Raw genomic sequence first — 14,519 nt, forward strand, 5'->3', positions numbered from 1 at the left:
GCTATAGATCTGGCTATGGATCTCAGCTCCAGATCTGAGCAGCGAATCTAGCCTCCCAGATTCGCTGCATCCTCCATTGGATACATAAAAGGTATAAACGATATGGCGAAGGAGATATTCGGATGAGAGATACGTTACCGCAGGATCATAGCCTGGATAGCAGTCTTGATCTCATGACCGAGGGATACTCGTTCATTATGAACCGGGTCAAGCGCTATAATACTAACCTGTTTGAAGGCCGTCTGCTCGGGGAGCGTGTAATCTACATGCACGGGCACGATGCCGCCAGACTATTCTACGATACGGATAAATTCCAGCGAAAAGGAGCTGCTCCCAAGCGCATTCAGAAGTCCCTGTTCGGTGTCAATGCGATTCAAACGATGGACGGCGGGTCACATCTTCATCGCAAGCTCCTGTTCATGTCTTTGTTGACGCCCAGCCACCAGCACAGGCTGGCTGAGCTTGTATCCGAGCAGTGGCTTGCGTCGGCGACGCAGTGGGAACGGGAAGACAGCATCATGCTGTTTGAGGAAGCCAAGGCGCTGTTATGCCGGGTGGCGTGCGGCTGGGCCGGTGTTCCGCTGCCGGAAGAGGAGGTTCGGGCGCGCGCAGAGGACTTCTATGATATGGTCGATGCCTTCGGCGCTGTCGGCCCCCGGCACTGGAAAGGAAGACGTGCACGAACGAAGACCGAAGCATGGATCCGGAAGATGATCGAGGACGTGCGGGCCGGGCATCTCCAGGTGGATCGCGAGTCGGCCCTGGGGCGCATCGCGTATTATCGGGATGAGCACGATCAGCCGCTGGATGACCATATGGCCGCGATCGAGCTGATCAACATCCTGCGTCCAATCGTGGCCATCGCCACCTTCATCACCTTCTCTGCCCTGGCTTTGTATGAATATCCTGTCTGGAGAGACAAGCTCGCGTCCGGCGGCCCTGAGGAACGTGAGATGTTTGCTCAGGAGGTGCGGCGCTATTATCCCTTTGCCCCTTTCCTCGGGGCCAGGGTGAAGCAGGATTTCGTCTGGAAGGACGTGGCGTTCGAGGAAGGACGGCTCGTGCTCCTTGATATCTACGGCATGCATCATGACCCGGATATTTGGGAACAACCGGATGTATTTGATCCGGAACGGTTTCGGAACGGGAATGAAGACCCTTACCGCCTGATTCCTCAAGGCGGAGGCGATCCGGCCCAAGGGCATCGCTGTCCCGGCGAAGGGGTCACGGTTGAAGTGATGAAAGCCAGCCTGGATTTTCTGGTAAACCGGATCGAGTATGACTTGCCTGAGCAGGATTTGAGCTATCCGTTAAACCGGATGCCAACGTTCCCGGGCAGCGGATTCATCATGAACAACATCCGGCTTCGCCGCCCCGGCTAACCTGCCTTACGGATCGTCGGCTGATGTACAGGTTCCAGGTGGATGCGGAAGGCTGCTTGGTTTGCCGTACCCCAGGCGCAGGCAGGGCCGGGCTGGGAGGATTACGGACAATAGACCGGCATAGAACTAGAACCAGCTGCCTATGGCTCTGCGCAGTGGAGAGCCATTTCTGCACCGTGCGCAGAGTGTCTCTGTGGGCACGTGCCAGGTCGGCAGGTCGGGCATGCCTAGATGCTTGCAGGGCCGGACCCGATGCCGCGCGCTGAAAGCACGCGGGCCGAAGGGATGAGCTGTAACCAAAAAAGAGCGCTCATGGTGCCGAAAACTCGCGGTGTGCACCCATGAACGCTCTTTTATTGTATCCGGATAACAAAATCCGTTCCTTACAAGTCCCCAAACGTTTCCCGGGAAATGCCTACTCAGCTGCAATGAACTGATACAGCTCCTCCACCTTCTCCTCCGTCAAGGAGCCGCTATTGTCGAATACCTTGATCGCCGACTCGGGAATGTCCCAGTTAATCTCAGGCACAAAATCGACCCGTTTCTTGAAATCATCCCAATGGTCCAGCTTCCACTGGTCACGCTCGGTCTGACGGTCAATGATCCGCTCCTTCTGCAGGTCCATATCCTTCAGCGTCACGACGATGACTTTGACATCCACTTCGTTCTTGGTCAGGCCGGCGGATGTGATGACCTCTTCGATCCAGGCGCGGTTTTTGAGCTCGGCCGTAAACGGCGAGATCATGAACACATTCTGTCCGGCATTCAAATTCTCGATGCAAATGTCTTTGGTCGTATCGTACTCCAGATCGCGCAGATGCTCCTTGTAAAAGGAGGAGTCGCGGTCATTCGGGTCAAGCCCGTTGCTCTCCAGAAACTTCTCCACGAAACGTCCGCCTACCGTATCCCGATCCAGAAAGGCCGCTGGAATTCGGGCCGCCAGTTTTTTGGCTACCGTCGTTTTGCCTGTACCTGCCACTCCTACAAAAAATACCAGCTTCTGCAATGTAGTATCCCTCCGTTTTCTCAATGCCATGCTTCGTCAAACTTCACCAATTCACAAGCTCATGCTTCGCTTCCAAGGAAATCAGCTGTTGCGCTCAGCCCGGTACCGCGTTTCCAGCACCAGCTCGTCCAGCGCGGCATTCAGCCGCTCCACAAGCACCTCATCCATATCGAAACCTCCCTGCTCCGTGCGGGCTACCTGTGCGTCTACCGCATACACACCGCCCAGTATGTGCCGGGCTCCCATCGACGAAAGCACCGGCTTCAGGGAATAGTCAATGGACAAGAGATGTGCGAGGCTGCCGCCGATAAACAGGGGAAGCACGATTTTGCCGGCCAATCCCTTCTGCGGGATCAGATCAAGGAACGTCTTGAGCACGCCGGTGAACGAGGCTTTATATACCGGACTGGCCACAATGACCGCATCGGCTTCGGCTACGAGACCGTTCGCTTTCACAATCGACTCGCTCTCAAATTTGGTATGTATCAAGTCTTCAGCCGGCAGGCTGGATACGTCGATCCGTTCCACCTCGAAACCGGCATTCGTCAGCATCTGCTCACTGTGCGCCATCACCGCCGTTAAACGTGAACCGGGTGTGGGACTTCCGTTAATGATGACCGCTTTTGCCATCTTCATCACCTCTGTTTTCATAAGAATTCTAGAAAAAAAGACCTTACATTCACCCTGCAAAGTCCCTGTATCCGCGTCTAACAACATGGTTAATTCATAGAAATCTTGTCAGATTTATTTCATCGTATCAATCTGCCGCGGCAATTGTCAATACAAACCGGGCGCCTGCGCGCCCCTTCCTTACGGACATATCCGGCTGTGCGCTGTTCTTAGAGTCCCCTGTCCCCTTGCCGATGAACAGGCAGTCAGCCCTCCGCATCTACCCAGTTTCTCCACGGGAGAAGCGGCACCCTCTGCTGGGCGAATGCATAGAGATAAAGCATCACCAGGAACGTTCACCGTCCTAGATCATCAAGGAGGAATTATGAAAAATCCGATCCCTTATTACGGCAGCAAAACGGTCTGTGAAGAGCAGCCGATCGCTTTTCCGCCCCAGCATCAGGATTGTCAGCCTGGGCTAGAAAGCCTGATGACCCCGCGTCCCCTCTACGAGGACCCGAATTATTACGGCAGCTGCAAGCTCGAAGGGAAGGTCGCGATTGTCACCGGGGGCGACAGCGGCATCGGACGGGCAACGGCCATCGCATTTGCCAAGGAGGGCGCCGATCTGGTCATCCCGTATCTGTACGAGACTTCGGACGCGGAGGAAACGAAGCGCCGCATTGAACAGCTCGGCAGACGCTGCCTGATCATCAAGACCGATCTGCGCTACAAAAAAAACTGCTTCGAGGTAGTGCAGCTGACGCTGCGAGAGTTCGGCCGGCTGAACGTGCTCGTGAACAATCATGCCGTACAGTACGTCCAGAACAGCATTCTGGACATTACGGAGGAGCAGCTGCATCATACGTACCAGACGAATATTTTTCCGTTCTTCTTCATGATTCAAGCGGCGCTGCCGCATATGAAATCCGGGGATTCGATCATTAACGTCTCATCCATCACCGCCTATGAAGGCCATGAGAGATTGATCGATTATGCCTCCACGAAAGGCGCGATCGTTACGCTCACTCGCTCGCTTGCCCACTCGCTTGCCGGACAGGGCATTCGCGTGAACACCGTAGCGCCAGGACCGATCTGGACGCCGCTTATTCCCGCCAGCTTTCCGGCGGAGGACGTGGCCGTGTTCGGTACGGAGACCCCGATGAAGCGGGCGGGGCAGCCTTATGAGCTGGCTCCGGCTTTCGTTTACCTGGCGTCAGCGATCGATTCCTCCTACGTCACCGGCCAGACCTTGCATGTGAATGGAGGCAATATGGTCACCTCCTGATGACGCCAATAGGAGAGCTGACCGCTCAGCAAAAGCAGAGGGTGAAGGACTTATGAACTTCGAACATCAACGACGGCCACAACGCGCCAGCCGGATGGATGTCGGCGCCTATGCGTTAAGCAAGCTTGCAGGGGCAGGTGCCCTCCTCATGCTGCTCACCGCATTTTTCTGGCTGCTGCCGCTAGGAAAGAACGAACTGCTCGCCGCGCTCGGCGTATCCGGCATTCCGCTTGAGCATATAGTGTACGGTTATGCCATGACGGCCTCCCTCGTCGCAGACGCGATCACCTCCCTGCTCCGCATCCGAAGCCGAGCCGCCCAGGCAGCGCTGTACGCAGCATGCGGCCTGCTGTTCTTCGGCGGCTTCATGGCAGGCAGTTCGCCGGAGCTATGGCTGCGGGCTGCGACAGGAGCCCTGCTGCTGCTCGGCATGCGGTGGGGGAAGGAGCTGTTCTCGAAGCCAACGCTGTGGGTTCCTTTCTTTGCGCTGATTGTGCCGCTGGTTTGCGTGGTCTTGTATTAAAGCTTGTCGCGAGGCCTTCTTCGGGGGGCAGGGACACGAGGCACACGAGGCATATGAGGTATATGAGACACATAAGACACACGAAGCACACGAGGCATATGAGGCATATGAGACACATAAGACACAAGAAGCACATGGGCACAGCAAATAAGCCCCGCCTGCCATACTTCAAGCATAGCGCCGGGGCAATTCTCGAGATTTGAGTTGTCGCGGGTTCTCTTCGTTCGCAACCGATTCGCATCAGATTCTTGTCAGCCACCTCCGTTTAAACGACCGATCATGCAGTGTGCTGCAGGCAGCCGGGACCGGCTGCCGGGCAGCTCCTTAAGGACACGAACGCCGATCATGCCTTGCTAACAGGATCAATGGATCATAAAAATAACACAGACCGCGGATAAAAAGGATAGTGTGGACGCTCTGCTCAGTAACCTGGCATGCTGCGGAACGTTCTTCCGAAGATTCACGTTCACGATGCTATGCAGATAGAAGAACAGGGAAGCACCCACCACCCAAACGAGCAGGCTAAAGGCCCCTCCGTCCCCTAAGTGGATCATATGAAAGAGCAGGGCTGAGAAGTAGTACCACAGAAAGGCAAAACCAATGCCGAAGGCCAAGGCGACGGTAAATTTGCACTTCATCATATCCCCTCCCACGAATTCCATTTATATACACATCATACGATCTCATGAACTCAATATCAAACAGGCAAACGATCTACCGGCAAAATGATTCATACTGTCCCTGAGATAAGCTCAGGGAACAGGCATATGCGTCTACACCTGGCTTCATGCCGTGAGCAGCCCTGCCACTAATGCTTCGGCCAACGCCTATAGCATGCGCTATGCGTGTGCCACGGACATGCACCCCCTAGACATGCGCTATGGGCGTGTCTCGTGGACAGGTCCCCTTGGACATGCGCTATGGGCGTGTGCCATGGACATGCGCTCCTAGACACGCGCTATGAGCGTGTGCCTGCATCATGGACCAGGGCGGCCACTGTATGAAGTGCCACAGCTGCCAGCAGACGGCAAAGAGCCGTAAGCGGCCAAAGCCGCCTACAGCTCGTCAATGATGTCGCTGGCGATGACGGCGGCAGGATGCCCCCGGCGGAGCCCGGCGCGCTCTCCGGCCAGGCCGTGGAGCCATACGCCGAGCGCTGCCGCTGCCCCCGCGCTATACCCCTGGGCCAGCAGCCCGGCGATAATGCCGGTAAGCACATCACCGGAGCCGCCGGTGGCCATGCCGGGATGACCTGTGGTATTGATGTAGGCCGAGCCGTCCGGCAGGGCAACCACGGTGCGGGCCCCCTTGAGGACCAGCGTCACTCCTTGCGCAGCCGCATACCGCGTCGCACAGGCGATGCGATCCCGCTGCACTTCGGCTGTAGACAAGCCGGCCAGCCGCGCCATCTCACCCGGATGCGGCGTCAGGATCGTGTCCGCCGCGCGCCGGGGCCAGGCATGCGCATCCTCGGCTGCAGCCAGCATGTTGAGCGCATCCGCGTCGATGACAAGCGGGCCCTGCCACTCTTCCCATATGCGGCGCAGCCAGCGTGTATCGCCATCAAAGCGTCCCATCCCGGGGCCGACCGCCAGCACATCCCTGCTGCCCGCGAGCTCGAGAATCCGGTCTGCAGCGGATTCATTCCAGTATCCGCCGTCGGCGTTCGCATCGGCCTCGTCCGTGCCCGGCGCCAGCATCAGCTCGGGCGAGGCTCCTGCCAGCGGCAGCACCAGGGCCCCAGGCACCGCCCAGGTCACAAGCCCGCTGCCTGCGCGCAGCGCCGCCCGGGCGCATAGAAGGCCCGCGCCGCTCATCGTGCGGCTCCCGGCCACCGCAAGCACATGCCCGTAGGTGCCTTTATGGCCCTCGGGCTGGCGCGGGCGCGCCGGGTCGGCCCCGAGTTCGCTCCGCAGCACCTCCGGCGTCAGCAGATGCGTGCTGACGCCCTGCTCGCGGCCGAGCGAACGGGGGATGCCGATGGCGCGCAGGACGACCCGGCCGGCGGCCTCCGCGCCGGGGCACTGCACGAGGCCTCGCTTCAGAAACGCGAGGCATACCGTCACCGCCGCCCGGATGCAGGGCTCGTGCAGCGCGCCGGTATCGGCGTCCAGTCCGCTCGGAATGTCCGCGGACACAATCGGCAGGCCGCTATCATTCGCGGCCTGAATGAGCGCGGCGTAAGCGCCGCGGGGCGCGCCAGCCGCGCCCGTGCCCAGCAGCGCGTCCACGATGCCGGTGAACGCGCCCATGTCCACGGCGTCCGCGCCGTGGACCCGAGCCGGGATGCCGAGCGCTGCCGCGGCATCCCGCTGGAGCGCCGCCGCCCCCGCCAATGCGGATGGCTCGGCGGCGAACAGCAGCGTGACGCGCACGCCGGCGTCACGCAGGTGCCGGGCGGCGACCAGACCGTCGCCGCCGTTGTTGCCCTTGCCGACCAGGATGAGCCAATGCTCATCCTCGGCCAGCGCGGGGTCAAGAAGCGCATCGTCCTCCACCGGAAAGCCCGTCCGATACTGCGCTTCGTATGTATCCCTCTGTAGGCGTAGGCGTGCCTGCGCCTCGCTGTACGCGGAGGAATGCGCAGCTTCCTGCGGAGGGGGCCAGCCCGGACGCGCAGCGGTTGGAACAGGCGCTGGCTGATCCGTGCGCGCATCCGCTGCGAATGCACTCGCTCCATTCACGAGGGCGCGGCGGACACTGGCTCCGCCGCACCGCATCTCGCGGCACAGCTTCAGCACCTCCTCGGCAATCGCTTTTCCCGCGCTCTCCATTAATGCCACCGCAGGGATGCCCAATCGGTCGATGGTATAGGCATCCAGTGCTCTCATCTCTTCTGACGTCACTACATACATGAAGGCCCTCTCCTTTCCTTCATTCCATTCAAGCTCCAGCGAGCCCCTGACTAGTATGCCACTGTGAACCGTGCCCGGATAAACTGCGGATCCTCCAGCTCATCCAGCATCGCTACCGCGTAGTCTTCCGCCGAAATCCGGCTCTCTCCGCTCTCATCGGTCACCAGGCGATCCATGCCAATCCGGAAGAAACCCGTGCGCTTTCCAGGCTCGATAATCGCAGCCGGGCTGAGATAGGTCCAGTCCAGATCCGCTTCCTTATAGATATTGTAAGCATCGGCATGCGCTCTGGCGAGCGTCCGAATCTCCTCCGGAAAACCGGCGGTCTCCATCAGCGGAACGCCCTCATCGGTCAGCAGGCTTCCTGCGCCTCCCACGATCAGCAGACGGTTCACTCCGCCGCGGCGGGTACCTTCCACAATCGTGCGGGCAGCGGCCACCAGCTCCTCCTCCCTTCCGAACAGGGGCCCGAACGCGCTGATCACGGCATCATGCCCCTGGATCGCCTGCTCCAATGAAGCCGGGTCCATCACATCCGCCTGATGTGTGTTCAGCTTGTCATGCTCAAATTCCAGCTGCTCCGGATTCCGGGATATCGCCGTCACTTCATGCCCGCGCCGCAGCGCTTCCTGGGCAATCCGGGTTCCAATCGTTCCTGTCGCTCCAATCAATGCAATCTTCATATAGTTAAGCTCCTTTTCATCTCTGAATATAAAACCTGAAACCAGACCATTACTATACCATTTTCGATGCTATGAGGTTATTTTCTTTTTGCCACAAAAATCAGGCTCATATCGGAAATCCATGTATGACTTCCAGCAGTGCATGACTCCGAAGTATGCCTCTCGGGAATTGGAGCAGACTTTCGATCGCTCTTGCCCCCAGATTTCTTCTGTCCTTCATTCACCACCTCATCGGTTGAAATCAGGGACAAAGGCGCGGGCTTTACTTCGTTTTGCTCCATTTTGCTCCATCAACTCCCTGTCCTCTATTCGCTTCAAATCCGTTGGTAATATCAAGCACTGCTCATTAGTGTAATCCAAACATGATCCTTCTTATTACTTATCCCACTCACGCATAATAAAAACCTGCTATGATTCTCATTTTTAGAAATAACAGGTACTACAGACCCATGCCAAAACCATCCAATTCCTTCATTATTATATATAGACAAGTGCTTATTCGCGAAAAACACAACGTCATACCCTTGTATCAAGTCGTAATTATGTCGAATCAAGTCACCTCACGTCAAAAAATAGGTCCTCGCCCTTAGCCCGGCTGCACTATGCCTGGTCCAGTTTTTTATCGTGTGTATGACTCCACTTATTATAACGGTTAAAGGAGATCACCAAGTCAATGCTAAGCAGCACATTCCGCATCGTTGCTCTCTGTCTTATGAACTGTCTTTATTTGGTCAGCAGCCCGGTTCAGACGTTCATGCACGCGCCCGCCGAAACCATGACTACTGTAAAATCAGTCGATACCGAGTCCTACACCAGGGCCACCTGGCTGTGGAACACTGACATCATCCGGGAACAGAGGGAAGAGATCTTGTCCTTCGCGGCAAGTCAGCAGATCCATGTGATCTACTTGCAGATGAACCCGGACATCCGCCGGGAATACTATCACCAGTTTATCCGCGAAGCCGGCAAGCATGGCATCGAGGTGCACGTCCTGAATGGCGCGCCCGCCTGGGCATTAACCTCCGAGCGTCCGAAGCTTTCATATTTTATGGACTGGGTTGCCGATTATCAGGTGACAGCCGCGCCGGAGGAGCGATTTACCGGTATCCATGTCGATATTGAACCCCATGTATTGAAGGAATGGACAACCAGCTACGATTCGCTGATCAAACAGTGGCAATCCAACGTGCAGTATTTGGTGGACCGCGCCGGCAAGCTGGATTTGCCGATCACGGCCGACATCCCGTTCTGGCTGCATAAATATAGCGTGCCCGGTGAATCCGTCACCGTCAGCCGATGGATGATGGACAAGTTCGACGAAGTAGCGATCATGGCCTACCGCGATCAGGCCGACAACATATACAGCGTCGCTGCCCCCGAGCTGAAGGAAGCCGACGCTGCCGGTGTCCGGGCCATCGTTGCCATTGAGACCAAGGAAAGCTCCGAAGGCGCCTTCATTACCTTCCACGAGGAAGGCATCGAGTATATGGAAGAGCAGCTGGAGATTGTGGAGTCGCTTGCCAGCCAGCATCCATCGTATACCGGCATCGCCATTCACGAATACCGCTCGCTTAAGCAGCTTGCGGAGCGATAACGATCTCAGCACAGACCGCATCCCCTCAGGCTGCCAACAGAAGCAGAAGCACATACACAGCCGTTAGCAGCAGCCTGTGGGTCGGTGCGCTTTTCAAGTGGAATTCCATCCTTCCCTCATCCTTTCCTGAGCCTTGAATTGCCTGCATCTTGAATTTTTCCCTTAATCAACATTATTTCCCTTAAGCAAAAATGGTGACAGCGCTCAGCACGGTTGCAAGCCCATTTTTCCCTGTCGCTTGAAATCCCTTCCTTCTTGTGCAATAGTTGAAGATAGAACACTGAAGGAGGGATTCCGCTTGTCCCTTACGGATTGGATAGCGCGTACGTTCGGTTCCATGGAAGGGCTGGTGGCTGTTCTTCTGGCTGCCGCCATCTTCATCGGCTTATACATATACAGCGCCTCCCGGCTCCATCAGGCACGCCTGGAGGCGATTGATCGCATTCGGCAATCCCTGAGCCTGTACACAAGGCTCGCCGGAGCCCTTGACGACCGCATGAATGGCGGGAGCTCAGGACCGCTTGTGAACGAAAGTCTGACTGCTCTCGTGCAGGAGTGTAAGGCTGCTGACCGGCTCACCATCGATTTGCAGGAGCATCTGGATACCTTCCTGCGCGACCAGGATGAATCCCGGCTCGGGATGCTGCACCGCGCGCTTGAGCGGGAGATGAACCGGCTGATCGAGGAGCGCACTGAAATCATCCGCCGGGTAGAAAGCCCCGGCTGGGGAATGGGGCTGTGGCTGCTGCTGAAGCCGGCTGTTCCTGCCATCGCCCTGGGGGCTGCCATCGTCTGGACAGCCGAAATGGTCATTCGGCTGCGCGAGCCTTCGGCATGGCTGATGCCCGAGGTATGGAGTCTGTGGCTCACGAGCATGATCGCCACGGTGTCCTTCTACCGGCTGCTGATGGACGGCAAGCGCAAATCAAGTGGCATCATCATCCATATGCTTCATCTGCTCATTGCAGCCGCTGCCCTGCCGGGCTGGATCTGGCTGGAGGCCGCGCCTTACGTCCTGATCCTCCAGCTGCTCCTGTATCTGGCCGGCTTCCGGTTTACCGCGAAACGCCGGCGGCGCGAGCGTCCTTATGCCGGCCATCCGGACATGATGAAGCAGCTTCCGGCCGCTCCGGAGGCTATGGCCATGGATGAAGCGGCTTCCCCCGAGCCAGGTCCGAACACCCGCAGCTGACATACGGGCTGCTTCGCGCCGCCTGCCTGGACAGCTTATGGAACGAACACAGCGAAATTCACATCAAAAAGAAGCACTTCCCGGGTTGATGAGATCATTCCATCGCCTATCTAGGGAAGTGCTTCTATGTCGTTCTCTGTGCAGTCACCGCAATATTCGTCTATCTTGATCCCGCTCTTCGCTGCTGTTGCTGAGCTGCTCGGGACCCGCCTTGGTTTTTCCCTGTACCAGAGGCTGTATTCTCAAAACGTTTGCGTTCTGTACGCTCCATCTGCACGATCTGACCCTCATGCACGACAATCTGCAGCGAACCGAATTCCATGTCATTCAGAAGACCTGCAATGCGTTCCAGCCACGTGTCATCCACCTTCAAAGGTTTAGCCATGGATACCGCCTCCTCACCGGGCATAGGTAGGCCCATATGTTCTTATCTGTTCCGGGAGAATTGGCTCCTCCCGTCTATTCACCCTTTTCCAACCAGTATAGTATGAATTAACATTAGCATGGAATAAAAAGCACTGTCAATGTGCATTTTTTCGCGTCAGCAAATTTTTAATGAGCAGCGTGGCCAGCGCTAATAACAGAAGCAGCGAAGCGACTGCAAACGATGCCGAAAACTGATATTCATTATATAAAATCTCCACATGCAGCGGCAGTGTATTGGTCTCTCCGCGAATATGGCCCGAGACGACGGAGACCGCCCCGAACTCGCCCATCGCCCTGGCATTACACAATATAATGCCGTACAGCAAGCCCCAGCGAATGCTTGGCAGCGTCACTTTCCAGAACACCTGCCAGCCGCTCGCCCCAAGCGTGACGGCCGCTTCCTCATCCTGGGTGCCCTGCTCCTCCATTAACGGAATCAGCTCCTTGGCTACAAACGGGAAGGTGACAAACAGCGTGGCCAGCACGATGCCCGGAACTGCAAAGATGATCTTGATATCATGCGCCTCCAGCCAGGGGCCAAACCAGCCCTGACGCCCGAATACGAGCACGAAGATCAGGCCGCCGATCACCGGAGAGATTGCAAACGGAAGATCGATCAGCGTAGTGAGCAGCTTCTTGCCCTTGAATTGGAATTTGGTAATCGTCCACGCTGCCATGACGCCAAACACCGTGTTCAGCGGCACGGTTATTGCCGCAACCAGCAGTGTTAGACGAAGGGCGGCACGGGCATCCGGATCGCTTAACGCCGCCCAGTAGACATCGATGCCTCTCTTCAACGCTTCGGACAGCACCGTAACCAATGGAAGCACGATCAGCCACAGCAGCACGAGGCCTGCCAAGCCGACCAGGCTCCATTTGACCCACGGCTTCTCCACCGCTGCCGGTGAGGCCGGCGCCACAACCGACGAAGTGGCTCTGCCAGGTACAGTTCCAGCCATGTTCCTCCTCCTCTCCTTCGGCTACCGGGCGGTCTTACGCGCCCAATGTTGAAGTATGTTAATGCCGAGCAGCAGCAGAAAGGAGATGAGCAGCAAGAGCAGCGCCACCGCGGTAGCTCCGGCATAGTCAAACTGCTCCAGCTTGGACATGATCAATAGCGGTGCGATCTCGGTCTTCATCGGCATATTGCCGGAGATGAAGACAACCGAGCCGTACTCCCCGATCCCGCGGGCAAAAGCAAGCGCAAACCCGGTCAGCAGCGAAGGCACCAGCGTCGGCAGAATGACAGCGCGGAACGTGCGCCAGCGGCCGGCACCGAGCGTAGCCGCTGCCTCTTCGACATCCCGCTCCGCGTCCTGCAGCACCGGCTGCACCGTGCGCACCACGAACGGAATGCCGATGAACATCAGGGCGATCGTGATCCCCAGAGGCGTAAATGCCGCCTTGATGCCAAGCGGGGCAAGCAGCGAACCGATCCACCCGTTCGCAGAGTATATCGCGGTGAGCGCGACCCCGGCCACGGCGGTCGGGAGCGCAAACGGCAAATCAATGAGCGCGTCCCACAGCCGCTTGCCCGGAAAATCGTACCGCACAAGCACCCAGGCCAGAAGAAGGCCGAGCACGGTGTTCACCCCTGCGGCAATCGCAGCAGTGCCCAGGCTGATCCGATACGACGCCAGCACCCGGGGATCTGTAGCCACGCTCCAGAACTTATCCCAAGTCAGCCCTGTTTTATTCAGCAGCAGCGCCGATAGCGGGACCAGCACCACCAGACTCATATAAAAAACCGTGAACCCCATCCCCATTCCAAATCCGGGCAGCACCCGCCGTGCCGCCCTGTTGTTCTGCTTGTTGGCTACCGCCATCATTCTTCATCCTCCCTGCCTTCGGAGTGCCCCTCCGATCAGCTGCCCGGCACGTAAATCTGGTCGAAAATACCGCCATCATTAAAATGCTTGTTCTGGGTTTCCTCCCATGTGCCAAAAACATCTCTCAGCGTAAACAGCTCAATCGCCGGGAACTGCTCCTGGTATTTCTCGCTTACGCTGTCCAGCGTCGGGCGGTAATAGTTATCGGCTGCAATCGTCTGCCCTTCCTCGCTGTACAAATAGTTCAGATAGGCTTCCGCGACTTCCCTCGTGCCGCGCTTATCCACCACTTTATCTACAATCGCCACCGGCGGCTCCGCCAAAATGCTGACCGACGGATTCACAATCTCGAATTTATCGGGGCCAAGCTCGTGAATGGACAGGTACGCCTCATTCTCCCAAGCCAGCAGCACATCGCCGATCTCCCGCTCGACAAACGTCGTTGTCGCCCCGCGTGCACCGCTATCCAGCACCGGCACATGGGTGAACAGTTCCTTGACAAACTCCTGCGCTTTCGCCTCGTCATTGCCGTTGGCCTTGAGCGCATACCCCCATGCCGCCAGGTAGTTCCAGCGCGCGCCGCCGGATGTCTTCGGATTCGGCGTAATGACTTCGACCCCATCCTGAACCAGGTCGGGCCAATCCTGAATGTTCTTCGGATTGCCTTTGCGCACCAGGAATACGATGGTGGACGTGTATGGAGAACTGTTATGCTCAAATTCCTCTTCCCAGCCTTCCTCAATCAATCCAGCCTCGCGGATGGCGTCGATATCATAACCGAGCGCGAGTGTCACCACATCCGCTTCGAGGCCATCAATGACCGAGCGGCTTTGTTTACCCGACCCGCCATGAGACTGCTTGAAGGTCACCTTCTGTCCTTGGGTCTGCTCCCAATAAGCGGCAAAGGCCTTATTGTACTGATCATATAGCTCCCGGGTCGGATCATAGGAAACATTGAGCAGCTCTACGCTCTCCTTGCTCTCCTTGCTCTCCGAATCGGCGGGAGAAGCGCTGCCCGATGGACTTGCGGACGAACCCGTTGTCTGTGATCCGCAAGCGACCAGCGTCAGTGCCATCACCGCAGCCAGACCTGTCAGAACCCCTGTTTTTTATCCTCTTTTTCATATCCATA

15 protein-coding genes are annotated in these 14,519 nt (G+C 57.3%); 5 read left to right on the forward strand and 10 right to left on the reverse strand.

Annotated elements, in window-relative coordinates; translation table 11 throughout:
- Window positions 1-122: 122 nt before the first annotated feature.
- Window positions 123-1,382, forward strand: a complete 1,260-nt coding sequence (locus MKX64_RS07265; protein WP_341035597.1) for a cytochrome P450 — start codon at window positions 123-125, stop codon at window positions 1,380-1,382.
- Window positions 1,383-1,797: 415 nt separating this feature from the next.
- On the opposite strand, the gene MKX64_RS07270 is transcribed toward MKX64_RS07265, so the two are convergent.
- The gene (locus MKX64_RS07270; RefSeq protein ID WP_095399076.1) at window positions 1,798-2,388 is read right to left on the reverse strand and encodes an AAA family ATPase; all 591 of its coding nucleotides are present in this window, start codon (window positions 2,386-2,388) and stop codon (window positions 1,798-1,800) included.
- Between the two features lie 81 nt (window positions 2,389-2,469).
- Window positions 2,470-3,018 (reverse strand): NADPH-dependent FMN reductase, encoded by a 549-nt coding sequence (ssuE, locus tag MKX64_RS07275; protein WP_095399080.1) that lies wholly within the window; start codon window positions 3,016-3,018, stop codon window positions 2,470-2,472.
- A gap of 364 nt (window positions 3,019-3,382) precedes the next feature.
- Here ssuE and MKX64_RS07280 point away from each other — a divergent pair, with 364 nt between their 5' ends.
- A complete protein-coding gene (locus MKX64_RS07280) occupies window positions 3,383-4,285 on the forward strand; it encodes an SDR family oxidoreductase (protein WP_095265905.1) in 903 nt (300 codons plus the stop codon).
- Window positions 4,286-4,337: 52 nt separating this feature from the next.
- On the forward strand, window positions 4,338-4,808 hold the full coding sequence (locus tag MKX64_RS07285; protein WP_095399075.1) for a hypothetical protein: 471 nt from the start codon (window positions 4,338-4,340) through the stop codon (window positions 4,806-4,808).
- 362 nt (window positions 4,809-5,170) lie between these two features.
- Here the strand turns inward: MKX64_RS07285 and MKX64_RS07290 are convergent, their stop codons facing one another.
- The 4 genes from MKX64_RS07290 to MKX64_RS07305 form a co-directional block, all read right to left on the reverse strand.
- A complete protein-coding gene (locus MKX64_RS07290; RefSeq protein WP_141235870.1) occupies window positions 5,171-5,449 on the reverse strand; it encodes a hypothetical protein in 279 nt (92 codons plus the stop codon).
- A gap of 414 nt (window positions 5,450-5,863) precedes the next feature.
- Window positions 5,864-7,663, reverse strand: a complete 1,800-nt coding sequence (locus tag MKX64_RS07295; RefSeq protein WP_341035598.1) for an NAD(P)H-hydrate dehydratase — start codon at window positions 7,661-7,663, stop codon at window positions 5,864-5,866.
- 50 nt (window positions 7,664-7,713) lie between these two features.
- Complete coding sequence (locus MKX64_RS07300) at window positions 7,714-8,346, reverse strand: NAD(P)-dependent oxidoreductase (RefSeq protein ID WP_095265901.1); 633 nt, start codon at window positions 8,344-8,346, stop codon at window positions 7,714-7,716.
- 77 nt (window positions 8,347-8,423) lie between these two features.
- Window positions 8,424-8,627, reverse strand: coding sequence for a hypothetical protein (locus MKX64_RS07305; RefSeq protein ID WP_341035600.1), 204 nt, complete (start codon window positions 8,625-8,627; stop codon window positions 8,424-8,426).
- Between the two features lie 392 nt (window positions 8,628-9,019).
- Between MKX64_RS07305 and MKX64_RS07310 the strand changes: the two genes are divergently transcribed.
- Both MKX64_RS07310 and MKX64_RS07315 read left to right on the forward strand, forming a co-directional pair.
- The gene (locus tag MKX64_RS07310; RefSeq protein ID WP_095265900.1) at window positions 9,020-9,940 is read left to right on the forward strand and encodes a hypothetical protein; all 921 of its coding nucleotides are present in this window, start codon (window positions 9,020-9,022) and stop codon (window positions 9,938-9,940) included.
- Window positions 9,941-10,238: 298 nt separating this feature from the next.
- Window positions 10,239-11,132: a hypothetical protein gene (locus tag MKX64_RS07315; RefSeq protein WP_341035601.1), complete on the forward strand. Its 894-nt coding sequence runs from the start codon at window positions 10,239-10,241 to the stop codon at window positions 11,130-11,132.
- A gap of 160 nt (window positions 11,133-11,292) precedes the next feature.
- On the opposite strand, the gene MKX64_RS07320 is transcribed toward MKX64_RS07315, so the two are convergent.
- From MKX64_RS07320 to MKX64_RS07335, 4 genes are all read right to left on the reverse strand, one after another.
- Entirely contained in the window at window positions 11,293-11,517 is a 225-nt protein-coding gene (locus MKX64_RS07320; RefSeq protein ID WP_095265898.1) for a YezD family protein, read from the reverse strand.
- A gap of 136 nt (window positions 11,518-11,653) precedes the next feature.
- The gene (gene cysW / locus MKX64_RS07325; protein WP_095265897.1) at window positions 11,654-12,517 is read right to left on the reverse strand and encodes a sulfate ABC transporter permease subunit CysW; all 864 of its coding nucleotides are present in this window, start codon (window positions 12,515-12,517) and stop codon (window positions 11,654-11,656) included.
- A 21-nt stretch (window positions 12,518-12,538) separates the two neighbouring features.
- Window positions 12,539-13,387, reverse strand: a complete 849-nt coding sequence (gene cysT, locus MKX64_RS07330) for a sulfate ABC transporter permease subunit CysT (protein ID WP_341035602.1) — start codon at window positions 13,385-13,387, stop codon at window positions 12,539-12,541.
- Between the two features lie 35 nt (window positions 13,388-13,422).
- Entirely contained in the window at window positions 13,423-14,463 is a 1,041-nt protein-coding gene (locus MKX64_RS07335) for a sulfate ABC transporter substrate-binding protein (RefSeq protein WP_341036269.1), read from the reverse strand.
- Window positions 14,464-14,519 lie beyond the last annotated feature (56 nt).

This window comes from Paenibacillus sp. FSL M8-0334 (genome assembly GCF_038000405.1).
Taxonomy (GTDB): domain Bacteria; phylum Bacillota; class Bacilli; order Paenibacillales; family Paenibacillaceae; genus Paenibacillus_AQ; species Paenibacillus_AQ campinasensis.